Below are 25,104 nucleotides of genomic sequence, written 5' to 3' on the forward strand. Positions count from 1 at the left end.
TAAGAGTTTTACTCCCAATTAGTTTTAATTACTAGTTGGGAGTATCTTTTTGTTATCATTAATTAAAAAAAGGCTTTACTCCTATTTCACAATTTATACACTTATCTTATATTACATCTTTTTGATTATAACACATTAAAAATTTTAGCTCAAAATTTAATGAGATTTACACAAACAATATTAAGAGGAATTGGTCAAGTGCTATTTCAAAACAATAGCTATTCTGGATTTTTATTTTTAATAGGAATCTTTTACAATTCTTGGTTATTAGGATTGGCAGCTTTAATCGGCACTATAATTAGCACAATTACTGCCCAAGTTTTAAAATATGAAAAAGCAGCTATTAAAAACGGACTTTATGGCTTTAATGGAACGCTAACAGGCATTGCAGTATTTCTTTTTTTTGAAGTTACTATTGCAACTGTTTTAGCTTTAATTGTTGGCGCAATTTTATCAACAGTTTTAATGAATTTTTTAAAGAAAATTATTCCACAATTTACCGCTCCTTTTGTGTTGGCAACATGGTTTGTAATATATGTATTGTTGCTTATTTTTAACTTTCAGTTAGCGATATCTTCAGAACCAATAGTAAATACGTTTCATTTTTTTACTGCTTTTAGCAATAGTTTTGGTCAAGTTATGTTTCAAGAAAATGTAATAACTGGACTATTTTTTCTATTAGCTATACTCGTAAATAGTAAATTAATGGCGGTTTATGCAATTTACGCTGCAGTTTTAGGTTCATTAACTGGTTGGTTATTGTTGGCATCTAGTTCTCCAATTAATTCTGGGCTCATGGGTTATAATGCTATACTTTGTGCAATTGCACTTACAGGGAAAAAATGGACTGACTTTCTGTGGATTACCATTGCAATAATACTTTCTACATTATTAAATATTGGATTAGAAATGACAGGAATAATTACACTAACCGCTCCTTTTATTTTAGCAACCTGGATAGTTTTGATATTAAAAAAAAGACTACAAAATAGTTAAGTTTGTTTCTAAACTTGTTTTTCGGTAACGTTCTCTAACGTTTGATATAAACATTTATACTGAACTTGTTTAAGTAATTGTAACTTTCGATATTATAAAAGTTATAGCAAATTTTATTTAACAACTAATTTGTAACAAAATGCTCTATTTAAGCGTCTTATTTTTATAAAAAATCATACTTCATGAATATAAGGTTAAAAATAATTTTTCTTGTTTTAAATTTAGTAACTGTTTTAAATTTAAATTCACAGATTGCTTCAGTATTTAATGATTTTAAATTTGGTGACTCTATCAACATTGTCCAAAAGGAATTAAGTAAAATATCCGATTTTATAAAGGTAATTGAAATTTCTAAACCTAAATTTCCTCTAGCAAAACATACTGAAACACATTTACTAGCATACAAAATTAGAATTAAATCAAAAACACTTGAGAAAGCCGTATTTACATTTTCAGATAATCGCCTTTGTTACATTGAAGCTAAAGGCAATGTCTTAAAGGTTTTTGGAGAAAACAGGAATGATAAGCCTCAAAACTTTTTGGGTTATCAAGTCTTTACCAATGACTTATTATTTATAAATAAGAAAGAAGATACTGCTTGGATATTGACTCCAGAATCAACTCATCCTAATTTATTTACCTGGAATAATCCTTTACTTATAGATTCAAATAAATCCATGAATTATAATACATCAGTCAAAATTCCGGAATTTATAGAAATGGGTGGTTCATTAAAAAATGAACTCACAAAATTTGAAAAAGAAAGTCAAATTATACAAGTAGATGACTTAGATGGTTCAGATCCTAATGCACAAATTCAAGTAAATGCATATGGAATTGAATATGCTGGTTTTCCAAGAAAATTTGAAGCTCGCTTCGGAAATGATAAACTTAATATGATTTGGATTCTAACGTCTAACGGAGAAGAGGATCGAATAAGAAAAAAATTAATTAAAGAATATGGTAAGCCAATTTTTATTAATATTAATTGGGAATTTTTTCATAATTGGACTGTAGCATTAAGAAAAGATAAGCCTGAGGTACTTTTTTTAACCAAAGAACTTGGAATGCAATATAAAAAAAGATTAAACAATTAGAAAAACTTACCACAACAAAGAACTAAACTAAAAAACAACTCTTTTTTTATTAATTTTGATCATTAATACTCTAAACTTAGACTTCTTTTTAAACTTTTTTATTCTCATTTTAAAAAACTATTTAGAAGCTAAAAAAAAGAAATATCTCTTCCTAAAATCTTCTTTCCATAAAATACTAGAAACTCGTACATTTGCCAAATGCGTATAGATATTATTACAGTGTCTCCAGAGTTGATACAAAGTCCGTTTGACTATTCTATCATTAAAAGAGCAAGAGATAAAGGTTTGGTTGATGTTCATTTTCACAATTTACGTGAATATGGCTTGGGCAATTACAAACAAATAGACGATACGCAATTTGGCGGCGGCGCAGGAATGGTATTGATGTTAGAACCAATTGATACTTGTATTTCTAAATTAAAATCTGAGCGAACTTACGACGAAATCATTTACATGACGCCAGATGCAAAAACACTAAATCAACAAACAGCAAATACACTTTCTTTACAAGAAAATATCATCATTTTAACCGGACATTATAAAGGTGTAGATCAACGTGTACGCGATTTATTTATCACCAAAGAAATTTCTATTGGCGATTATGTTTTGAGTGGTGGCGAATTGGCTGCAGCAGTTTTATGTGATGCAATTATCAGATTAATTCCTGGTGTTTTGGGCGATGAAACTTCTGCATTAACAGATTCTTTTCAAGATAATTTATTATCTCCGCCAGTTTATACACGTCCGTCTAAGTACAAAGGATTAAAAGTTCCTGAAGTTTTATTGTCGGGTAATTTTCCAAAAATTGATGCTTGGCGAACAGAAAAATCTTACGAAAGAACACAACAAATAAGACCAGATTTACTAAATGAATAAGTTGAAAAACTTCACACAAAAACATCCAGCATTGGCAGTTGTATTCGGATTTCAATTATTCCGTTTTTTACTGCTGCCTTTTATGGGATTGATGCCACAAGATGCCTATTATCATTTTTACGGAGAAAATTTATCGCTTTCGTATTTTGATCATCCAGGAATGATTGGGTATATTTTACGAGGATTTACAGAAGTATTTGGCAAAACAATTTACGTAGTAAAACTTGCCGATTTTGTGGTTACTTCATTTACATTATTAAGTTTTTACAAATTAGCAGGATTATTTTTATCGAAATCAAAGGCGTTACGAGCATTGGTTTTGATAAGTTCTACTTTATGCGTTTCTATTTTATCATTTAATTCAACTCCAGATGTTCCTTTATTATTATTCTGGACATTGACATTGATTTCTTTATACAAAGCAATTTTTGAACAAAAAAAATGGCATTGGATTTTTGCAGGAATCTTTATGGGATTGGCATTTGACAGTAAATACACAGCGTTATTATTACAAATTGGATTGTTGGCATTCTTAGTGTTTTCTTATCAATACAGAAAATTATTATTATCACCTTGGTTATGGCTTTCATTAGTGATTTCTGTTTTGGTAACTTTTCCGGTTTGGTGGTGGAATTACCAGAATGAGTTTGCTTCATTTGCTTTTCAAGGATCTAACAGAACAGGAAGTATTTCGCAATTTAAAATATCTCCCGATTATTTCTTCGGAGCAATCGGACATCAAATAGTTTTATTATTACCCGTTTTATTTGCAGTTTTTATCACATTTACTTTTAAGTTTATTAAAAGAGCATTACTAAAATTCAAATTACCAAAAGCAAAAACATTGTTTTTACTTGCTTTTTTCGTTCCTACTTTTGTTGGGTTTTTCGCTTTAACACCAATTTATTGGGTAAAGTTAAATTGGATGATGCCGTCTTATATTACAGGAATTATTATAGCTGGAATGTTTATCAGCAAAAAATTGATAAAAGCACAAATTATTACTTCCATTGTATTTCATGTATTAATTGCTGCACAAATTCTGTTTTATTTAGTTCCTATAAAAAGTGATGACACTTGGGTTGGCTGGAAAGAGTTAGCTATAGAAACGGAAAAACTACAAGAAGAATATCCAAATACGTTTATATTTTCTAATGATGGTTATAAAACATCCGCAGCATTAACTTTCTTTATGGATGAAAAAATTTATGCACAAAACATCATTGGATTAAATGCTTTACATTTTGATTATCTAGGCGATGATTTATCAGATTTAAATAATAAAAATGCGCTCTTTATAGATTCTGACACACGTTTTAAAAACGCTGACAAAAAAGGTGAAATTCCTGCAGAACTAAATGACTACTTTAAAAAAATAACCGAATTATCGCCAATAATCATTACGTTAAACGGAAAAGAGATTCGTAAATTTTGGGTGTACTACTGTGCTAATTATCAGTATAAAAAATAATATACTAAAAGTGTTCATATTCTAAAATATTTACTAAATTTGCAACCTCAAAATTAACCTCTGACGAAGAAATCGTGTAAGTTGGTTCTTGAAAAACCATAAATAACATTAAAATGGAATCTTTAATAAAATTTGTACAAGACGAATTTGTAACAAAAAACGAAAACCCAGCATTTGCTGCTGGTGATACTATTACAGTATATTACGAAATTAGAGAAGGAGAAAAAGTTAGAACTCAGTTTTTTAGAGGAGTTGTAATTCAACGTAAAGGAACTGGTTTATCAGAAACTTTTACAATCAGAAAAATGTCTGGAACAATTGGAGTTGAGCGTATTTTTCCTGTAAACTTACCATCAATTCAAAAAATTGAAGTAAACAAAAGAGGAAAAGTTAGAAGAGCTCGTATCTTTTACTTTAGAGGTCTTACTGGTAAAAAAGCAAGAATTACTGAGAAAAGAAGATAATTTTCTTTTACCAAAATTATATAAAAAAAGCGTTGTGAATTTCACAACGCTTTTTTTAATGAACAAATGTTCATAAAGCCTGTTTATATCTTGTTGATTACTAATTAGTTGAAATGTTTGTTTTTTAAAAGTTCTATACTATATTTGACTCGTAGAAACGGTGTAACATTATAATTAATCGCAAGAAAAAGCATGGTGTTACATTGAAGAAACAATAAAGTAACGTTCTTTATCATCGTTTTTCATAAACAAAGTAAAAATGATTTACAGCAATGATAATTCATTTTTAGAATTCTAGGGATGTGATCCGTAAAAAGAAAACAAGCGAAAATTCAGAATTAAAGCGAAAGCAGCAATTTCTTTAAATTTGAAAAACACATCGAGTTGTCAACATTAGGATTATATATACAAAATGTGTACGTAAAACTAGACAATTCAACAACTGAAATAAAAGAAGTTAATTTTTTATTGAGGCATAATTATTCACAAGCTGAATAGTTACTTGTAAAGCGTTGTAGGAATACAACAGAATTAACGGAAAGTATTTCAAAGAAGCCATATCATAACAAGCAATTGTTGGATATGGCTTTTATTATTAATAACAAATTCTGTTTTTAGTGTATTTCTTTTATCAAATTCTTATTTTACATAGCGCATTATTAATAATTTGATAGAATTATTCTCACCATTAATCACTAAATTTGCAGCACTTAATTCAATTATAAAAAACACAAGCAATGACAAAATCTGCTAAAATAATTTATACAAAAACTGATGAAGCACCAGCTTTAGCAACCTATTCATTTTTACCTATTGTAGAAGCATTTACAAAAGCATCTGGAATAGAAATAGCAACAAAAGATATTTCTTTAGCAGCAAGAATATTGGCAAACTTGTCAGAATATTTAACAGAAAATCAAAAAGTAAATGATGCTTTAGCAGAATTAGGAGATTTAGCAAAAACTCCAGAAGCAAACATTATAAAATTACCAAATATTAGCGCCTCTGTTCCGCAATTAAAAGCAGCAATAAAAGAATTGCAAGATAGTGGTTTTACCATTCCAAATTATCCAGATGAAGTAATTACAGAAGAAGATAAAAAAGTAATGGCTTGCTATAATAAAGTAAAAGGGTCTGCTGTAAATCCTGTTTTACGTGAAGGAAACTCTGACAGAAGAGCGCCCAAAGCAGTAAAAAATTACGCAAAGAAAAACCCACATTCTATGGGCGCATGGAGTTCAGATTCTAAAACACATGTTGCAACAATGAGCGAAGGAGATTTTTTTCACAATGAAAAATCTGTAACGATAACAAATGCTACTGATGTAAAAATAGAACACTTAGATACAGACGGAAATAGCACAATTTTAAAAGCTTCTACTCCATTGTTAGCTGGCGAAATTATTGACGCAACGGTAATGAGCAAAAAAGCATTGTTAAACTTCTTAGAAAAAGAAATAAATGATGCTAAAGAAAAAGATGTATTGTTTTCTTTACACTTAAAAGCAACGATGATGAAAGTTTCTGATCCAATTATTTTTGGACATGGAGTTCGTGTTTTCTTTAAAGAATTGTTTAAAAAACACGGAGAAACTTTTACTAAAATTGGCGTAGATGTAAATAACGGATTTGGTAATTTAATTAGTAGTTTAGATGAGTTACCAGCTGATAAAAAAGCAGAAATAAAAGCTGATATTGAAACTGCTTTTAAAAATAACCCTGCGGTTGCAATGGTAAATTCTGATAAAGGAATTACCAATTTACATGTACCAAGTGATGTTATTATTGATGCTTCGATGCCAGCAATGATTAGAACTTCTGGGCAAATGTGGAATGCAGCAGGAAAACAACAAGACACAAAAGCTGTAATTCCTGATAGTTCTTACGCTGGAATTTATCAAGCAACCATAGATTTTTGCAAAAAAAATGGCGCTTTTGATCCAACAACAATGGGAACAGTTCCTAATGTTGGTTTGATGGCACAAAAAGCTGAAGAATACGGTTCTCATGACAAAACATTTGAAATTGAAAAAGACGGAATTGTACGTGTTGTAAATTCTGATGGAAAAACAATAATTGAACACAAAGTAGAAGCTGGTGATATTTGGAGAATGTGTCAAGTAAAAGACGCTCCAATTCAAGATTGGATTAAATTAGCTGTAAGTAGAGCAAAAGCTACAGACACGCCTGCAGTATTTTGGTTAGATGAAAATAGAGCACATGATGCAGAAATCATTAAAAAAGTAAATACTTACTTACCAAATTACGATACAACTGAATTAGACATTCAAATTTTAGCACCATTTAATGCAACAGAATTCACGTTAAAAAGAGTCAAAGAAGGAAAAGACACAATTTCTGTTTCTGGAAACGTATTGCGTGATTATTTAACAGATTTATTTCCGATTTTAGAATTAGGAACTTCTGCAAAAATGTTATCAATAGTTCCTTTAATGAATGGCGGTGGATTGTTTGAAACTGGCGCTGGTGGTTCTGCTCCAAAACATGTGCAACAATTTTTAGAAGAAGGTCATTTACGTTGGGATTCTTTAGGAGAATTTTTAGCCTTAGCAGTTTCGTTAGAGCACTTAGGAGTTACAAATAACAATGAAGAAGCCTTGGTTTTAGCAGAAACTTTAGACGACGCTACGGATAAATTTTTAGACAATAAAAAATCTCCATCTCGTAAAGTTGGCGAATTAGACAATAGAGGTTCACATTTTTATTTAGCAACGTATTGGGCAGAAGCTTTGGCCAATCAAAATAAAAATAGTGCACTTAAAAATAGATTTACTGCAATTGCAAACGAGCTAAAAAAGAATGAAAACACAATTATTAACGAGTTAAACGCAGCTCAAGGAAGTGCATTAAACATCAATGGTTATTATTACCCAAGTGAAGAATTAACTTCTAAAGAAATGAGACCAAGTATTACGTTAAATGCAATCTTATCAAAATTTTAAAAAAATAAATATATTATTTAAAGGCGATGTAAAAATTACATCGCCTTTTTTAGTTATTTTTGATTTATGAGTTTTACCAAAACTACAGAACAAGATTCAAAGTACAATCATTTAGAAAAAATGAATGCTTCAACATTGATAAACAATATCAATAATGAAGATAAAACAGTTGCTTTTGCTGTAGAAAAAGCAATTCCACAAATAACCTCTTTAACAGAAGTGCTTGTAGAAAAAATTAAAAATGGTGGACGCTTATTTTATTTAGGCGCAGGAACAAGTGGACGATTAGGAATTTTAGACGCTTCTGAATGTCCGCCAACATTTGGTGTTCCGCATGAATTGGTTGTTGGTTTAATTGCTGGTGGAGATATCGCCATTAGAAAAGCTGTAGAAAATGCTGAAGATTCTACAACTCAAGGTTGGATTGATTTACAACAATACAAAGTATCAGAAAAAGATGTGGTAATCGGAATTGCTGCCTCAGGAACAACACCTTATGTAATTGCAGCATTAGAAACTTGCAATAAACAAAACATTATTACTGGTTGTATTACTTGTAATAAAAACAGTCCGTTGTCTAAAGTTTCTAAATTTGCGATTGAAGTAGTTGTTGGTCCAGAATTTGTAACTGGAAGCTCTAGAATGAAAGCTGGTACTGCACAAAAGATGGTATTAAATATGCTCACAACATCAACCATGATTTTACTAGGAAAAGTAAAAGGAAATAAAATGGTTGACATGCAATTATCTAACGATAAATTGGTAAACAGAGGAATTGAAATGTTAGCAAACGAATTAAACATCGACAAAGCAGCAGCAGCTATTTTGTTAGAAAAATACAAGAATGTTAGAAACGCAATTTTAAACTACAACAATGGGAACTAACACAGATTTACTAGGCAAAGGAATCAAACAATTATTAGTGTTGATTTCACTTTTAATTATTTCTCCAATTACTTTAAATATTGGTTTTAAAGCATTAAACAAAATGGAAGATTCTATGTGGATTGCTTATTTAATTTTAGCGGTTGCAATAGTCTTGTCTATTTCTACATTTATTTTAGCTTTTAAAACAGTTAAAACCTTTTTAGACGGATTGTTTAACAAATAATAATTGAACTCTAAAAGAAACATACAAAGATTACTTAATTGGGAATATTGGCCGAGTTCAATGTTTTATATTCCAAATATTCCTTTTGCTTTTTATCATGCAATAAAGGCAAAAAACTTGGTTTTTTATACTGCTGTTAATCCAGCAATAGAGAATTCTGGAATTGGCACAGAATCTAAGTTCAAAACCATGCAATTAATTCCGAAAGAATATTTGCCTGTAACCATTTTTCACGAAGCAAATTCTGACATTTCTGAATCAATTAAAAAAATCAAAAAACAAAATATTTCTTATCCTTTAATTGCAAAACCAGATATTGGTTTTAGAGGTTTGTTGGTGCAAAAGATTGCCACAGAAAATGAACTGATTCGTTATCTTGAGAAATATCCTATTGATATTTTAATTCAAGAATTTTTAACTGAAAAAAAAGAATGTGGTGTTTTTTATCTTCGTTTTCCAGATAGTCATAATGGAAAAATTACTTCAATTACATTAAAAGAATTTTTGCATGTTGTTGGCGATGGAAAACACACATTAGAAGAACTTGTTTCAACTGACGAACGCGCAAAAAATTATGTTGAAATCATTAAAAAAAATACAACAATTCCTTTAAGTACAATTATCAAAGAAGGTGAAAAAGTACAACTTTCTGATATTGGAAACCACTCAAAAGGAACTCAATTTATAAATGGTAATTACTTAATCTCTAAAAAACTAGAAGAAACAATTACCAAATTAAACAAACAAATTGATGGTTGGTTTTACGGAAGAATAGATATTAAATACAATACTTTTGAAGATTTAGAAAATGGTAAATTTAAAATCTTAGAACTCAACGGAATTTTAGCAGAACCCACTCATATTTATGATGCAAGTAAAACAAATTACTTAAAAGCATTAAAAGAAATGCGTGTTCACTGGAAGGAATTGTATAAAATTGCTAGGATAAATCACGATAAAAATAAGATTCCTTATCGCTCTACAATTGGTTTATTAAAAGATGTAAAAGGGTTGAATAGATATACTAAAAGTATTAAAAGACTCAATAAATATTAAAATATATTTCAATTTTTGTATATTAATACATTGATTACAAAAAACAAGAGTTATCGAAGATGCTATCATAATTATACTATCTTTTCCAGACACAATAGTTAGGCCTGCTTATTGGGAATCTTCAAGTAAAATTTGGCCAAAAATTGGTATTGGAAATAAGCATGCAATTCAAGCTGGTCATTCTGCTCTATTACTGATTAAAAAAAATGATTCTAAAATTAATTATTTTGATTTTGGAAGATATATAACTTCTTATGGAAAAGGGCGTGTAAGGTCAGCTGAGACAGATCCAGAAATTAACATTCCAATTCAAGCTAAATTTAAAAACTACAAATTAATTAACTTAAAAGAGATTTTATTATGGATAGAAAAACATCCCGAAAAAACTCATGGAAATGGTAGATTAGTAGCAAGTGTAAATGATAAAATTAATTACAATAAAGCTCTAAATTTTATTCAAAATTTAATTAGTAAAAAAGAACTTCCTTATGGTGCTTTTGTAAAAAAAGGAAGTAATTGTGCAAGGTTTGTTACGGATACAATTATTAACTCTTGTAGTAAAAAGAATATTATTTTAAAATTAAAAAGCTCATATATACTTACTCCAAGTCCGATTGGAAACACCTTAAAAGGAAAAACTCAGGAAACAGTTTTTACTATAAAAAATCAAATTCTCAAAGAATATAAAAACAGATCTATTTTAAAGGAATACAGAATGACGTTCTTTAAAAAATTTGAAAATGAGCTGAATTTAATTGGCACAGAATTGCCCGATATAGAAAAATTTAATCTAAATAACGCTACTTGGCTGTCTGGAATTGGTAGTGGTGCCTGGTTTAAGATTGAAAACAAACTCAATGACAATTATTATAAAATTGTAAGATATTGTTATAAAGGAAATAAAGATTTTGAGGCTATTTTTACTGTAAATAAATCATGTTTTGATGACAAACAAGAACATCAATTTTTGCATCCAACAAATTGTAAAGAAATAGTTGTTAAACAGAATAACAAAGTTTATATTTTTAAATAAGTAATTAGGATTTCATTTTTGTGTTCATTTTTACCAATCGTATTTTTTTTGTAATTTAGAACTATGAAGGAATGTAATTATGAAAAATAACAACTATTTATTTTTTAAAATCATATTAAGCTGTTTATTAATTTCTTACACAACTTATTCCTATAGTTATGAAAATTCAAATACTTCATTTTCTATAATTCAAACTTCAATTAACAACTATACAATACAAGGAAAAACTATAGACATCAAAACAGGAAAAGCCATTCCGTTTTGTAGTGTTGTTATTGATGGAACTTTTACCGGAACATCAAGTAATGAATTAGGAGAATTTGAAATTAAAGTGGATTCTTTACCTGCAAAACTAATTTTTACGCACTTAAATTATAATCAACAAACTATACATATAACTTCAAATAAGAACCTTGTTATTCAATTAACTCCATTTGTTCACGAGTTAGAAGAAGTTATCATATCAAATAAAAAAGATTTTTATGCATACGAATTAGCTAAAAAAGCGTTTCGAAGAGCAGATGTATATGCTAAAAATAAAAAATACGGAAAAGCATATTACAGACAAAATTCTAAAAACGGAGATGAATATTCTGAGTTTTCTGAAATTATTTATGACATTAAATATTCTACAGAAGGAATCAATGATTGGGATATTTTAGAAGGAAGATATGCACTAAAAGGCGGAGCAGTAAACAACAGGAACTATACCTTATTATCACGAATTTTAAAGTCTTTTCAGCAAAATTCTGAAGATTTAATTTTCCCGTTTAGAGATAATATTGATCATTTTTACAATGTAAAAGTCATTCAAAAAATCAATACAAAAAATGGCAAAATAGCAGTTGTTAGTTTTGATCCGTATTCAAAAATAAAAACACCCATTTTAAAAGCTGAAGCTTATATAAATATGGAAACTAATGAGCTTTTAAAATTAACTGCAACTTTAGAAAATGATGATTTTAAAGCAGTAAATTTTAAAGACGAAAATGCCGAAAAAAAGAAATATGTTTTGACTTATGAAATGGCGTTTAAAAAAGATAGTGTTTTTGATTTGGTAATGGATTATATGAAAGTAGATCAAGAGTTTGATTATTACAGAAATGACAGCTTAAAAACACATGTAACATCAACATCTACTCTTTCGTTTTTTGAGCATTATTTACCAAATTCTAGAAAGCGACTTGGGAGACAATTTGGTAATAACGAAAGTGATTGGCAAAAACTAAATGCAATTGGTTACAACCAAGAATTTTGGAGAGAAAATGCAATTGTAAAAAGAACACCAATTGAAGAAGAAATTATCAATTCTTTTGAAAGAAACAGTTCATTTGAATCAATTTTTTTTAATACAAGAGACCAAATTTCGTTGACACAATCTAATATTTCTGATGATATTTTTATACAAGAAATAGAAAAAAATATTCTTAATTACAATTCATACAAACCGATTGAAAAAGTCTACCTACACACAGACAAAGATTTATTAACCGAAAATGAAAATCTTTGGTTTAGTGCTTACGTTACTTTAGGTACAAAACATCATTATTCTTTTGCAAGCAAAGTTTTATATATTGATTTAATCAATCCGAAAGGAAAAGTTATTCAAAATCAAACAATTCTATTAGAAGAAGGTCGTGGAAAAGGAAGTTTAAAAATTCCAAAAAATAGTGTTTCTGGCGATTATCAAATTAGAGCATATACAAAGTGGATGCAAAATTTTGATGATGCTTTTTTCTTTACAAAAACAATTAAAATAGTTTCTAAAAACACTACAAAAACTCCTTTAAATAATACAAATATCGATTTGCAATTTTTCCCAGAAGGCGGATCAATGATTGCTGGCATAAACGGAAGAGTAGCTTTTAAAGCAATTGGTATTGACGGATTAGGAAAAGAAGTAAAAGGTAAAATTGTAGATTCTAACAATAATTTTATATCCAATATAAAATCAATAGAAAATGGCGCTGGCGTATTTAATTTTAATCCAAAACTTGGAGAAACGTATACTGCAATTGTAAATAATAATTTAAAATTTAAGCTTCCAAAAACAGAAAGTATTGGTTATAAAATGCTTGTAAGTAATATCAATCTAAAAAACATTAAAGTAAAAGTACAAGCCACAGAAAATTTAAGAGGTAAAAAGTTTTATGTAGTTGGGCATATCCATAATGAAAAATATTATCAAGGAAAATTTGAGTTTGGTGGTAAATTATTAGTGGATTTTGAAATACCTAAAAACAAATTACCAACTGGTATTTTTAAATTGACTTTGTTTAGTGAAGAAGGAATTCCTCTGGCAGAAAGAGCTGTGTTTGTTAACAATAATAACGAATTAAATATTACTGCAACTATTGATAATTCTAAACCAATATTAAACAATAAAATAAAAGTAAATATTGAAGTAAAAGACAGTAGAAATTGGCCTGTTTCTACTGGAGTTTCGCTTTCTGTAACCGACGCAGATAAGTTTAAAAGAAAAGAAAATAGTACAAACATTTTAACTCAAATCTTATTTGAATCAGATTTAAAAGGATTTGTAGAAAATCCTGCTTTATTCTTTAATGAAAGTAATAGAGCAACAAGATATCGTTTAGAATTGGTAATGTTAACGCATGGTTGGAGAAATATTGATTGGCAAAAAATTAAAAATGATGCATTAGTAAAGCTTAACAAATATCCTTTTGAACAAGGAATTAAAATTTCTGGAGTTGCTAAAAAATCAGGAGACATTTTGTCTTTTAAAAAAATAAAAATGGTTGCTCTTAGCGAAAATGAATATGCAACTTATACAGCTACAACAAATGATAAAGGTGAGTTTACTTTTGAAGATTTTAACAATATTGGAGAAACTAAAATCAACTTTAACGAAGTTAAAAGTGATGGTAAATTAATAGAAATTGATGTAGTTTTAAACACAACAAAATCAACAAAAAACTTACCTAGCAACTTTAAAAGGTTTACAAGTTTACCTTCAGAGAATGATTTAAAATACTCTAAACTTACTTCTTTAAACTTGATAAATGACTCGATTAATAAAAACGCAACATTATTAAAAGAAGTAAAAATTAAGAGTACAAAAAAGTATGAAAAGAAAGACATTACTAATTACGACAGGGATAATATGTCTGGATACAATATGGTACCTGACCATACAATTTTAACTGAAAAAATTAGTCATGGTGAACATTTACTTGATGTTTTAGCGGATATTCCTGGATTAGAATATATTCAAAACAGAATTCATATTAGAAGAAATCCAAAACCAGCTTTATGGATTATTGATGGAATGGAAGTTTTAGAATTACCTTACAATATGGATTTTTCAAATATTGAAAAAATAGAAGTTTTAAAAAGTGTAATAAGTACTGCAATCTATGGCCCTCGAGGAGTAAATGGAGTTATAATTTTTAAAACCAAAACAACTAAATTAAAAAATTCTAAAATTGATTTTGCTCCAAAGGCAATTATCAACGGACATTCTAAATATACCGAATTTTACAATCCAAAATTTGATGCAAAATCAGAAGCAAAACCTTATAACGAATTTAAAACTACACTTTATTGGAATCCAATGTTATTTACTGATAAAGACGGAAAAGCAACTATTTATTTTGATAAACCCAAAGATGTAAATATTTTTCAAATTGCAATTGAAGGCTTATCAAAATATGGAAATCCTGGTGTTTTAATCAAAACTTTAGAAGAAAAATAAGTGCACAAACTTCATTGAAATTATACTTTCTAAATTTCACTTTTTATTTTTTGGCACGTTCTTTGAAAAATATCTTTCAACGAGGAAGCTGAAAACCGAAAAGAGTAGGCACAATTAAATACTTAGAAATTATGAAAAGAGGATTACTATTATTGTTAGGATTATTGTCTTTTGTTTCTGTTCAGTCAAACGACTTTAACACATCAGCTAAAAAAACTATCATTACAAATCGCTATGATGAGGCTATAACTTTTGTTGAAAAAGGAATTCAATTTCATGTATTTTTAAATGGTGAATTTGAATTTAATAGCCTATCCAGAAACTCAAACTACTATAATTACAACGGTAGAACTTACGGTAATAATTCGATACGAGTAGATAGAGACTATAGAGGTAGAATAAAACGAATTGGAAGAAACTACATTCGCTATGATTACCGAGGAAATGTTACCAAAATAGGAAATATTAAACTGTATTACAAAAGAGGTTTATTAAGACGGATTGGTAATTTAAAGGTTTCTTATAATAAATGGGGCGAACCTTATTTTTATGGAAATGTAAACAGATATTCTAATTACGATTCTGATTTTCATATTTCAATAAACATTGGTCCAATTTTTAGTTATAATGATCGCTTTTTCTATAATAGAAGTTTTAACAACAACTATAAGAAATATAGAGAAGATAAAAAATACTACTATTATAAAGCAAATCCAAATGCTAAAGTTGATAAGAAAAATAAAATAATTAAAAGAAAAAAAGCTACAGTAACAACTAGAAAAAAAACAGTAAACACAAAAAGAAAAGTTGCTCCAAATAAAAGTAACAAACGAGTAAAAAAAGAAGCTACGAAAAGGAAAGTTAATAAAGTGTATGAAAAAAGAAGGAGTTAAACACTGCCAAATAAAAATCCCGCTTTTAAGCGGGATTTTTTTTATGTATTAACGAATCAGTTTTTTGTATTTAAGTCGTTTCGGAATCAAATCTCCTCCTAAACGCTTCTTCTTATTTTCTTCATATTCTGTAAAAGAACCTTCAAAGAAATATACTTGACTATCGCCTTCAAAAGCTAAAATATGTGTACAAACTCTATCTAAAAACCATCTATCGTGACTAATTACAACAGCACAACCAGCAAAATTTTCTAAACCTTCTTCTAAAGCTCTAAGTGTATTTACATCCAAATCATTTGTTGGTTCATCCAATAAAAGAACATTTCCTTCTTCTTTCAATGTCATTGCTAAATGCAACCTATTTCGTTCTCCACCAGAAAGCATTGAAACTTTTTTGTTTTGTTCGCTTCCTGCAAAATTAAATCGGCTTAAATAAGCTCTAGAGTTTACTTGCTTTCCACCCATCATTACCAATTCTTGTCCATCTGAAAAATTTTCCCAAATAGTTTTATCTGAATCGATATTAGAATGACTTTGATCTACGTAAGCAATCTTAGCTGTTTCTCCAACTTTAAAACTTCCAGAATCAGGAGTTTCTTCACCCATAATCATTTTAAAAATGGTTGTTTTCCCTGCTCCATTTGGACCAATAATTCCAACTATTCCAGCTTGCGGTAAATTAAATTCTAAATTTTCATATAATAATTTATCTCCGTACGCTTTAGAAACTCCAATTGCTTCTATCACATTTGTACCTAAACGTGGACCATTTGGAATATAAATCTCCAACTTTTCATCCATTTGTTTTTGATCTTGACTCATCAACTTGTCATAGTTCTTCAAACGTGCTTTTTGCTTTGTTTGACGTCCTTTTGCTCCTTGACGAACCCATTCTAATTCTCTTTCTAAAGTTTTCTGACGTTTAGAAGCAGTTTTACTTTCTTGTGCTAAACGTTTTGATTTTTGATCTAACCAAGACGAGTAATTACCTTTCCAAGGAATTCCTTCTCCTCTATCCAATTCTAAAATCCAACCTGCAATATTGTCTAAGAAGTATCTATCGTGTGTTACAGCAATTACAGTTCCTTTATATTGTGCTAAATGATGCTCTAACCAATGTACAGATTCTGCATCCAAGTGGTTTGTTGGCTCATCCAATAGTAATATTTCTGGTTCTTGCAATAACAATCTACACAAAGCAACTCTACGTCTTTCTCCTCCAGACAATACAGAAATTAATTTATCTGGTTCTGGAGTACGCAAAGCATCCATTGCAATTTCAAGTTTTGTATCTAATTCCCAAGCGTTTGATGCATCAATTTTATCTTGCAACTCTGCTTGTTGATTCATTAACTTTTCCATTTTATCTAGATCAGAATATACTTCTTCTAAACCAAACATGTCGTTAATTTTATTGTACTCGTCTAAAATTGCAACGGTTTCTGCAACGCCTTCTTTTACAATTTCTATGACCGTTTTTGTTTCGTCTAATTCTGGTTCTTGTTCTAAATAACCCACATTATAACCAGGAGAAAAAACAACATCACCTTGATAGTTTTTTTCTTTACCAGCAATAATTCTTAATAAGGTTGATTTACCAGAACCGTTTAAACCTAGAATTCCGATTTTAGCTCCATAAAAGAAACTTAAGTAAATATCTTTTAAAACTTGTTTGTTTGTACTTTGATAGGTTTTAGAAACCTTATTCATCGAAAAGATGACTTTCTTATCGTCTGACATAATTGAAAATAAATTTGAATGAAAAATTTAGAAGCTTACACTCTTCCTTTTAAAGCATTAAATACCCACGCAACTGCAAAGAAACCAACTCCAACAGCTGCAAAACCCCAACCAGCGACATCGTCATATCTAAAAGCTCCAAGAGCAATTAAGCCTAAGCCTACAAGAATCATAATAAATGTAGCCCAAGCCAATACGGTATTTTTATTCATTGCCATAATCGTTATGTATTTAATAGTTTAAAAGCAAATATCGTAATTATTTGTGGATAAAAATAGTTAGAAATGAATGAGTTTTAAATTTCTGCTGCCAATCTACATCCTTGGTTAATGGCTCTTTTTGCGTCTAATTCTGCTGCAACATCTGCTCCACCGATTACATGAACTTTTACATTTGCTTCTTCTAACGGAGAAAGCAATTCTTTAAACGGAAGTTGACCAGCACAAATTACAATTGTATCAACTTCTAAAACCTTAACTTCCTCATTTTGTATATAATGCAAACCAACATCATCAATTTTTGTATATTCTACTCTATTGATAAATTGTACGTTTTTCTTTTTTAATGTAGAACGGTGAATCCAACCAGTAGTTTTTCCTAAGTTTCCACCAAATTTTCCTTTGCTTCGTTTTAGCATATAAATTTCTCTAGGTGATGGGTCAATTTTTGACTCAACACCTTCAATTCCGCTTCTTGCAGTTAAGGTTTTATCGATTCCCCATTCTTTTAACCAAGCATCAATATTTAGAGAAGTACTTTCACCTTCGTGTGCTAAATATTCTGAAACATCAAATCCAATTCCGCCTGCTCCAATAACAGCAACACGTTTTCCGACTGGTTTTTTATGTTTTAAAACATCTAAGTAATTCAATACTTTTTTATTCTCGATTCCAACAATGTTTGGCGTTCTAGGTTTTATTCCTGTTGCTAAAACAATTTCATCAAAATTTTCTTTAATTAAATCATCTGCAGAAACTCTAGTATTTAATTTTACAGTAACATGATGCAAGTCCAACTGTTTTTTAAAATAGCGAATGGTTTCATAAAACTCTTCTTTACCAGGAATTTGTTTCGCAATATTAAACTGCCCGCCAATATCAGATTCTGCATCAAACAAAGTTACCTGATGACCTCTTTGACCAGCAATAGAAGCAGCAGCTAATCCAGCTGGACCAGCACCAACAACTGCAATTTTCTTTTTATTTTCTGTTTGATTATAATTTAATTCTGTTTCATGACAAGCTCTCGGATTCACCAAACAACTTGCTACTTTTTGCTGAAATACATGATCTAAACACGCTTGATTACAACCAATACATGTATTTATTTCATCATCTTTTTCTTGTGCTGCTTTATTTACCCATTCTGGATCAGCCAAAAAAGGACGCGCCATAGAAATCATATCTGCATCGCCATTAGCCAAAACTTCTTCTGCAGTTTCTGGCATATTTATTCTATTTGTAGTTACTAAAGGGATAGAAACTTCTTTCTTCATTTTTTTTGTAACCCAAGTAAAAGCAGCTCTAGGAACAGAAGTTGCAATCGTAGGAATTCTAGCTTCGTGCCAACCAATTCCTGTATTAATAATGGTTGCTCCTGCTTTTTCAATTTCTTTTGCTAGCTGCACAATTTCTTCCCAATCACTTCCATTTTCTACTAAATCTAACATAGAAAGTCTAAAAATGATGATATAATCCTTGCCAACCGCTGCTCTAGTTTGTTTTACTAACTCAATTGGTAAACGCATTCTGTTTTCATAAACTCCACCCCATCTATCCATTCGTTTATTGGTTCTTTTTGCAATAAATTGATTGATTAAATAGCCTTCTGAACCCATAATTTCTACTCCGTCATAACCAGCAATTTTTGACAATTTTGCACTATTTACAAAATCTTTTATAGTTCTTTTTATTCCAGATTCAGTTAATTGGAAAGGTTTAAAAGGAGTAATTGGCGATTTAATATTTGATGGAGCTACACTAAACGGATGATATCCATAACGCCCAGAATGTAAAATTTGCATACAAATCTTTCCGCCGTATTTATGAACTTCTTCTGTAATTAATTTATGACTTTCAGCGTGTTTTCTGGTTGACATTCTTGCAGAAAATGGTGCTGTCCAACCTTGTCTATTGGGAGCAATACCTCCAGTCACAATTAATCCTACTCCACCTTTTGCACGTTCACCATAATATTTTGCAATTCTTTCTAATCCGTTTTTCTCTTCTTCTAAACCGGTATGCATAGAACCCATTAAAATTCTATTTTTTAAGGTTGTAAATCCTAAATCTAAAGGTTGAAAAATGTGCTTATATTTTGTCATTTATTGTTCTTTTTAAAACTAGTTTACTATGCATGCATAATAATTAAGCAAGTTAGACTATTTTTATGAAAACAAAAAAACTCAAGAAAATAATTCTTGAGTTTTTTTAAATATAATACTATTAAAAATTAATATAAATATCCCATTTTTCCTTGCTGATAATCTCTCATTGCTTCTAAAATCTCCGTTTGTGTATTCATAACATACGGTCCGTATTGAGCAACTTTTTCATGAATTGGTTCTCCTGAAATAACAATTAATTTACTTTCTTTTGTTGTTGCAATCTTAATTGTATTACCATCAGCATTAAAAACAGCCATTTGAAAACTTCCTTTAGTTAATGTTGTTTCATCATTTACCTGTACTTCTCCATCTAACAAATACACCAAACTTTCATGAGTTTGTGGAATCTTAATTTCCAATTCACCTTTTCCAGTTGCTTCAATCATAAAAACATTGACCGAGGTTTGAGTTTTAATCCTTCCAAATTTTCCGTTTTGCTCTCCAGCTACAATTTTTAAGTTGATGTTTTTTGATGCGTCCTGAATACTTGGCATTTCATCACTTTTTACATGCTGATAATTTGCAGGAATCATTTTATATTTTGCAGGTAAATTTAACCACAACTGAATCCCTTCTATTGTTCCGCCTTTTTTTACAAACTCTTTTGTTGGTCCTTCAGCATGAATAATTCCTCTTCCAGCAGTTGTCCATTGAACATCACCAGCTTTTACTAAACTTTCATTTCCTAAAGAATCTCTGTGCAATTGTTCACCTTGAAATAATAATGTAATTGGCTCGAATCCTCTATGTGGATGTGGCCCTAAATCAAACGGATTGTTAAATTCACTGATTGCATACGGTCCGTAATGATGTAATAAAATAAACGGATTTACATTTTCTACTTCAGCAGTTGGTATTGGTTGTCGTAAACGGATTGGTCCCATATTTACTAACGGACTTTCTCCTAAATGTTTAATACTTTTATATGTTTTCATTATTTTTTTATCTAATTTTATCTAGCAAATCACTTAGTGTTTTTGCTTCTTCTTCTGTTAGATTGTCTAAAAATGATCTGTTATTTTGTTCATCAATTTTTGATAATAGTTTTAATCCAATATCAGAAATATTGATATAAACAACTCTCCTATCATCCTCGCAACGCTCTCTTTCAATGAGTTTTTTATCGCATAATTTATCCATTAATCGAGTTGCATTTGGGGCGCGCTCAATCATTCGTTCTTTTATCAACTGAACTTTTATTGGTTTTGCTGCACCTCTTAAAATTCTTAAAATATTATACTGCTGAGGTGAAATTCCGTAAGGTTTAAAGAATTCTGTTTCTTTACTACTTAGCCAATTTGCAGTATATTTAATGTTGATAAGGGCTTTTACTTTATTGCTCTTAAATTTCGAATTGATGTCTTTTGAAATATCTCCCATGTTCAAAAAGTTAAAAATTTTGATTGATAATCAATCTTACTCTTATTTTTCTGTTTCTTGTTTCTAAAACTTACGCTCTCAATTTTAAGTCTTGCATAATCTTATTAAACTCTTCAGTTGTTGGTGTTAAATAAATTTTATCATCCACAAATAATGTAGGAAATTTTATAGTTCCGTTATACAGTTCTTTTGTATGATTATTGGCTAATTTATCTTTTGAAATATCTTTATAAACATAAGGAACATCTGTTGCGTTTAAAAAATTCTTAAACGCAACTGTGTAAGAATGACCTTGTTTACCGTATAAAACTATTTTCATCTTTTTTTTTAAATTTAATGTAATCAATTACGCTTTAAAATCAATTTTTCTATGCATTCCATCGCAAAAAGGTTTGTTTTCTGATGCACCACATCTACAGAAAGCTGTAACTTTATCTCTTGTTTCTTTAGTCCCATCAGAATGTATAATTTCAATATTTCCTTTAATCATTAAAGGACCATTTTCTACACATTGTGCATTAATGATTTCAGCTGCATTGGTTTTGATTTCGTTTTCCATTTTTAAACTCAATGCTTTAGACGGACAAGCATTTACTTGATTTTTAATTCTCTCTGTAGTAGCTCCTTCCATGTTTATCCAAGGTCTATTCTTAGGATTAAAAACCTGAATTAAACCTTCCCAACATTTTTTTGAATGAATACACATATCTGGTTTCCAAACAACTGTAATATCATTATTACTATATTCTTTTATAATTTCTTTTTGGTTTGCCATAATGATCGTTTTTAAATTAATTTTTCAAATTCCTGAATAGCATCAAAAAGTTGCTTTTTAAAATCCTCTTTTACAAGTTCTCCGTTTTTAAAATTATCCGAAAAATTTGGTAAAGAAAAAGTTACAATTTCGCCTGCTCCATTTCTAGGAAACCTAGAAACTGCAGCTTCTAAAACAGATTTACCTCCTCTTCCACCAGGTGAAGCTGCCATTAATAGTAAAGGTTTCTCTCTAAATACATTGTTTTTAATTCTAGAACTCCAATCAAAAATATTTTTAAAAGCAGCAGCATAAGAACCATTGTGTTCTGCTAAAGAAAGTACAAATCCGTCATAATTATCTAATAAGTTTGTAAAGCGAATCACATCTTTTGGAAAACCGTCTTCTTTTTGTTTGTCTTCACTAAATATTGGCAATTCAAAATCTCGTAAATCAATTAAATCGTATGTAGTGTTTTTTAAATTTTCAGCTGCATATGTTACTAGTTTTTTATTGATAGATGTTGAGCTTGTGCTACCCGCAAATGCTAATATTTTCTTCATTCTTTAAAATTATAATTTTATGTGAATTTAAACAGTAATCAAATTAAAAACTGCCAACTTATTTAATCTTATTCTCTACTCTTGTTTCTCCTTTTACCATTCTTGCAACTGGACATTTACCAGCGATTTCGAGTAATTTTGTTCTTTGGTCGTCCGTAATTTCCTTTTCAAAAGATATTTCTTCAGATACATATTTACCATTTTCATCTTCATTTTGAGTAACATTTACAGTAATCTCACCAAGTTCCCAACCTTTTCTTTCTGAATACATTCTTAATGTAATTGCAACGCAACCGCCAATTGCAGTTAATAAATATTCAACAGGTGTTGGCGCATTGTCGTCTCCACCAAGAGAAACTGGTTCATCTATAACTGCAAAATGATTTCTCATTTTTGCTTCTGCTAAGTAATTTCTGTTTGTTAAAACAACATTCGAGTTTGCGTTTGACATTATTTTATTTTTTTATAAGTTATATAAGAAGTAAGAAGTAGTATCATTGCAATGATTGCACTAATTTGCTCTCCATCACCAATCATAAAATGTGCAAAAAAAGCTAATATAAATGCAAAGAAAAAACCAGAATAAGTCCATTCTTTTATGACTTTATTATCTATAAACCAAATTGAAATCAACCCTAATAATTTTAAAATTCCATATGGATAAATGATGTATGTTGGATATCCAAAACTAGTATACATTACTGCAACTTCTTCAAAATTAAAAAGGTTCATACCTGCTGAAAAAAGCAATAACATAGTTAACAAACCAGTAGAAACGTAATAAACAATTTTTGATGTTTTCATAATTGAAATGTAAATTTAGACAGCCACAAAAATACAACAAATTAAATTAGTTTCCAAGGAATATAATTTAATGGAAAATATCTAATCAAATCTATCACTAAAAACGGATAAAAATTTTCTTATTTTTACAGTCTAAATTTCAAGAATAAATGGACATCAACTTCAATAAAAACGAAGATTATAATAAACTTTTAGCTTCTGATTTAAAAAACAGATTGGTAAAAGTAAAACTTGGCGGTGGAAAAAGCAGAATAGAAAAACACAAAGCAAAAGTGAAACTAACTGCAAGAGAAAGAATAGATTACTTGCTAGACAGCAAATCAAAAAGCATAGAAATTGGCGCATTTGCTGGCGAAGATATGTATGCAGAACACGGTGGTTGTCCTTCTGGCGGAGTTGTTGTAAAGATTGGATATATCAAAGGAAAACAATGTATTGTTGTAGCAAATGACGCAACTGTAAAAGCTGGAGCATGGTTTCCTATCACAGGGAAAAAGAATTTAAGAGCGCAAGAAATATCTATAGAAAACAAATTACCAATTATTTATTTGGTTGATTCTGCTGGAGTTTATTTACCAATGCAAGACGAAATTTTTCCAGACAAAGAACATTTTGGGCGTATTTTTAGAAATAACGCAGTAATGAGCAGCATGGGAATTACACAAATTTCTGCAATTATGGGAAGTTGTGTTGCTGGTGGAGCCTATTTACCAATTATGAGCGATGAAGCTTTAATTGTTGATAAAACTGGAAGTATTTTCTTAGCAGGAAGTTATTTGGTAAAAGCAGCTATCGGAGAATCTATTGATAATGAAACTTTAGGCGGAGCAACAACACATTGCGAAATTTCTGGAGTTACCGATTACAAAGCGTTAAACGATAAAGATGCATTAGATAAAATCAAGAATATTATTGATAAAATTGGCGATTTTGACAAAGCTGGATTTAGCAAAACGGAATCTTTTCCTCCGAAAGAAAAAGAAGACGACATTTTCGGAATCCTACCAAAAGAAAGAAACGCACAATACGATATGTTAGAAATTATCAAACGTTTAGTTGATAATTCTGAGTTTGATCAATACAAAGAAGGCTACGGAAAAACCATTTTAACTGGTTATGCAAGAATTGATGGTTGGGCAGTTGGAATTGTTGCTAATCAACGAAAATTAGTAAAAACTAAAAAAGGCGAAATGCAATTTGGTGGCGTTATTTATAACGATTCTGCGGATAAAGCAACACGTTTTATTGCAAACTGTAATCAGAAAAAAATTCCGTTAGTATTTTTACAAGATGTAACTGGATTTATGGTTGGAAGCAAATCTGAACACGGCGGAATTATAAAAGATGGAGCAAAAATGGTAAATGCAGTTAGTAATTCTGTAGTTCCAAAATTCACAATTATTATTGGTAATTCTTACGGAGCAGGAAATTATGCTATGTGTGGAAAAGCATATGATCCTAGATTAATTGTTGCTTGGCCAAGTGCAGCATTAGCAGTTATGAGCGGAAATTCTGCTGCAAAAGTGTTGCTGCAAATTGAAACCGCATCTTTAAAAAAGAAAGGTGAAGAAATTACTCCAGAAAAAGAAACTGAACTTTTTAATAAAATAAAAGACAGATACGACAAACAAATATCTCCATATTATGCAGCTGCAAGAATTTGGACAGATGCAGTTATCAATCCGTTAGATACTAGAACCTGGATTTCTATGGGAATTGAAGCAGCAAATCATGCTCCAATAGAAAAGCAATTTAATTTGGGAGTTATACAAGTTTAGTTTTAATTTGTATTCGTAAAAATA

23 protein-coding genes and 1 pseudogene are annotated in these 25,104 nt (G+C 29.8%); 14 read left to right on the forward strand and 10 right to left on the reverse strand.

From position 1 onward, the window contains the following. Positions 1 to 159 precede the first annotated feature (159 nt). The 13 genes and pseudogenes from ABDX67_RS09350 to ABDX67_RS09405 all read left to right on the forward strand — a co-directional run bounded on the left by ABDX67_RS09350 (position 160) and on the right by ABDX67_RS09405 (position 15,675). On the forward strand, positions 160 to 996 hold the full coding sequence (locus tag ABDX67_RS09350; protein ID WP_347174747.1) for an urea transporter: 837 nt from the start codon (positions 160 to 162) through the stop codon (positions 994 to 996). Between the two features lie 182 nt (positions 997 to 1,178). Next, positions 1,179 to 2,093 carry a hypothetical protein gene (locus ABDX67_RS09355; RefSeq protein WP_347174748.1) on the forward strand — a complete coding sequence of 305 codons (915 nt, stop codon included), beginning with the start codon at positions 1,179 to 1,181 and terminating at the stop codon, positions 2,091 to 2,093. A gap of 198 nt (positions 2,094 to 2,291) precedes the next feature. Next, a complete protein-coding gene (gene trmD, locus ABDX67_RS09360; RefSeq protein WP_347174749.1) occupies positions 2,292 to 2,969 on the forward strand; it encodes a tRNA (guanosine(37)-N1)-methyltransferase TrmD in 678 nt (225 codons plus the stop codon). Beyond that, positions 2,962 to 4,440, forward strand: coding sequence for a glycosyltransferase family 39 protein (locus tag ABDX67_RS09365; RefSeq protein WP_347174750.1), 1,479 nt, complete (start codon positions 2,962 to 2,964; stop codon positions 4,438 to 4,440). Before trmD ends, ABDX67_RS09365 begins: the two co-directional genes overlap by 8 nt. A gap of 113 nt (positions 4,441 to 4,553) precedes the next feature. After that, a complete protein-coding gene (gene rplS, locus ABDX67_RS09370; RefSeq protein WP_347174751.1) occupies positions 4,554 to 4,904 on the forward strand; it encodes a 50S ribosomal protein L19 in 351 nt (116 codons plus the stop codon). Between the two features lie 737 nt (positions 4,905 to 5,641). Beyond that, positions 5,642 to 7,867, forward strand: coding sequence for an NADP-dependent isocitrate dehydrogenase (locus ABDX67_RS09375; protein ID WP_347174752.1), 2,226 nt, complete (start codon positions 5,642 to 5,644; stop codon positions 7,865 to 7,867). Between the two features lie 66 nt (positions 7,868 to 7,933). Continuing rightward, a complete protein-coding gene (gene murQ / locus ABDX67_RS09380) occupies positions 7,934 to 8,752 on the forward strand; it encodes an N-acetylmuramic acid 6-phosphate etherase (RefSeq protein WP_347174753.1) in 819 nt (272 codons plus the stop codon). Further along, positions 8,742 to 8,978 carry a DUF6095 family protein gene (locus tag ABDX67_RS09385; protein ID WP_347174754.1) on the forward strand — a complete coding sequence of 79 codons (237 nt, stop codon included), beginning with the start codon at positions 8,742 to 8,744 and terminating at the stop codon, positions 8,976 to 8,978. The genes murQ and ABDX67_RS09385 overlap by 11 nt, the downstream gene beginning before the upstream one ends. 3 nt (positions 8,979 to 8,981) lie before the next feature. Next, the gene (locus tag ABDX67_RS09390) at positions 8,982 to 10,034 is read left to right on the forward strand and encodes an ATP-grasp domain-containing protein (protein ID WP_347174755.1); all 1,053 of its coding nucleotides are present in this window, start codon (positions 8,982 to 8,984) and stop codon (positions 10,032 to 10,034) included. Between the two features lie 73 nt (positions 10,035 to 10,107). Beyond that, positions 10,108 to 10,593: pseudogene (locus tag ABDX67_RS13490) on the forward strand (DUF6695 family protein); the annotation flags it as partial. Between the two features lie 156 nt (positions 10,594 to 10,749). Then, positions 10,750 to 11,067: a DUF6695 family protein gene (locus ABDX67_RS13495; RefSeq protein WP_488168665.1), complete on the forward strand. Its 318-nt coding sequence runs from the start codon at positions 10,750 to 10,752 to the stop codon at positions 11,065 to 11,067. Between the two features lie 79 nt (positions 11,068 to 11,146). After that, positions 11,147 to 14,782 carry a carboxypeptidase-like regulatory domain-containing protein gene (locus ABDX67_RS09400; RefSeq protein ID WP_347174756.1) on the forward strand — a complete coding sequence of 1,212 codons (3,636 nt, stop codon included), beginning with the start codon at positions 11,147 to 11,149 and terminating at the stop codon, positions 14,780 to 14,782. A 131-nt stretch (positions 14,783 to 14,913) separates the two neighbouring features. Further along, on the forward strand, positions 14,914 to 15,675 hold the full coding sequence (locus ABDX67_RS09405; RefSeq protein ID WP_347174757.1) for a hypothetical protein: 762 nt from the start codon (positions 14,914 to 14,916) through the stop codon (positions 15,673 to 15,675). A gap of 48 nt (positions 15,676 to 15,723) precedes the next feature. Here the strand turns inward: ABDX67_RS09405 and ettA are convergent, their stop codons facing one another. The 10 genes from ettA to ABDX67_RS09455 form a co-directional block, all read right to left on the reverse strand. After that, a complete protein-coding gene (ettA, locus tag ABDX67_RS09410) occupies positions 15,724 to 17,415 on the reverse strand; it encodes an energy-dependent translational throttle protein EttA (RefSeq protein WP_347174758.1) in 1,692 nt (563 codons plus the stop codon). Between the two features lie 35 nt (positions 17,416 to 17,450). Then, positions 17,451 to 17,633: a CAL67264 family membrane protein gene (locus ABDX67_RS09415; protein WP_347174759.1), complete on the reverse strand. Its 183-nt coding sequence runs from the start codon at positions 17,631 to 17,633 to the stop codon at positions 17,451 to 17,453. Between the two features lie 77 nt (positions 17,634 to 17,710). Then, on the reverse strand, positions 17,711 to 19,738 hold the full coding sequence (locus tag ABDX67_RS09420; RefSeq protein ID WP_347174760.1) for an oxidoreductase: 2,028 nt from the start codon (positions 19,736 to 19,738) through the stop codon (positions 17,711 to 17,713). Positions 19,739 to 19,866: 128 nt separating this feature from the next. Next, a complete protein-coding gene (locus ABDX67_RS09425; protein WP_347174761.1) occupies positions 19,867 to 20,736 on the reverse strand; it encodes a pirin family protein in 870 nt (289 codons plus the stop codon). A gap of 7 nt (positions 20,737 to 20,743) precedes the next feature. After that, on the reverse strand, positions 20,744 to 21,181 hold the full coding sequence (locus tag ABDX67_RS09430; RefSeq protein ID WP_347174762.1) for a MarR family winged helix-turn-helix transcriptional regulator: 438 nt from the start codon (positions 21,179 to 21,181) through the stop codon (positions 20,744 to 20,746). Between the two features lie 70 nt (positions 21,182 to 21,251). Next, positions 21,252 to 21,500, reverse strand: a complete 249-nt coding sequence (locus tag ABDX67_RS09435; RefSeq protein WP_347174763.1) for a glutaredoxin family protein — start codon at positions 21,498 to 21,500, stop codon at positions 21,252 to 21,254. Between the two features lie 27 nt (positions 21,501 to 21,527). Next, a complete protein-coding gene (locus ABDX67_RS09440; protein WP_347174764.1) occupies positions 21,528 to 21,956 on the reverse strand; it encodes a (4Fe-4S)-binding protein in 429 nt (142 codons plus the stop codon). Between the two features lie 11 nt (positions 21,957 to 21,967). Next, complete coding sequence (locus tag ABDX67_RS09445; RefSeq protein ID WP_347174765.1) at positions 21,968 to 22,498, reverse strand: NADPH-dependent FMN reductase; 531 nt, start codon at positions 22,496 to 22,498, stop codon at positions 21,968 to 21,970. 58 nt (positions 22,499 to 22,556) lie between these two features. Beyond that, the gene (locus ABDX67_RS09450) at positions 22,557 to 22,949 is read right to left on the reverse strand and encodes an OsmC family protein (protein ID WP_347174766.1); all 393 of its coding nucleotides are present in this window, start codon (positions 22,947 to 22,949) and stop codon (positions 22,557 to 22,559) included. Beyond that, on the reverse strand, positions 22,949 to 23,302 hold the full coding sequence (locus ABDX67_RS09455; protein ID WP_347174767.1) for a DoxX family protein: 354 nt from the start codon (positions 23,300 to 23,302) through the stop codon (positions 22,949 to 22,951). The genes ABDX67_RS09450 and ABDX67_RS09455 overlap by 1 nt, the downstream gene beginning before the upstream one ends. 149 nt (positions 23,303 to 23,451) lie before the next feature. On the opposite strand from ABDX67_RS09455, the gene ABDX67_RS09460 reads away from it, so the two are divergent. Next, positions 23,452 to 25,080, forward strand: coding sequence for an acyl-CoA carboxylase subunit beta (locus ABDX67_RS09460; RefSeq protein WP_347174768.1), 1,629 nt, complete (start codon positions 23,452 to 23,454; stop codon positions 25,078 to 25,080). Positions 25,081 to 25,104 lie beyond the last annotated feature (24 nt).

The organism is Polaribacter uvawellassae (assembly GCF_039748955.1).
Taxonomy (GTDB): Bacteria; Bacteroidota; Bacteroidia; order Flavobacteriales; family Flavobacteriaceae; genus Polaribacter; species Polaribacter uvawellassae.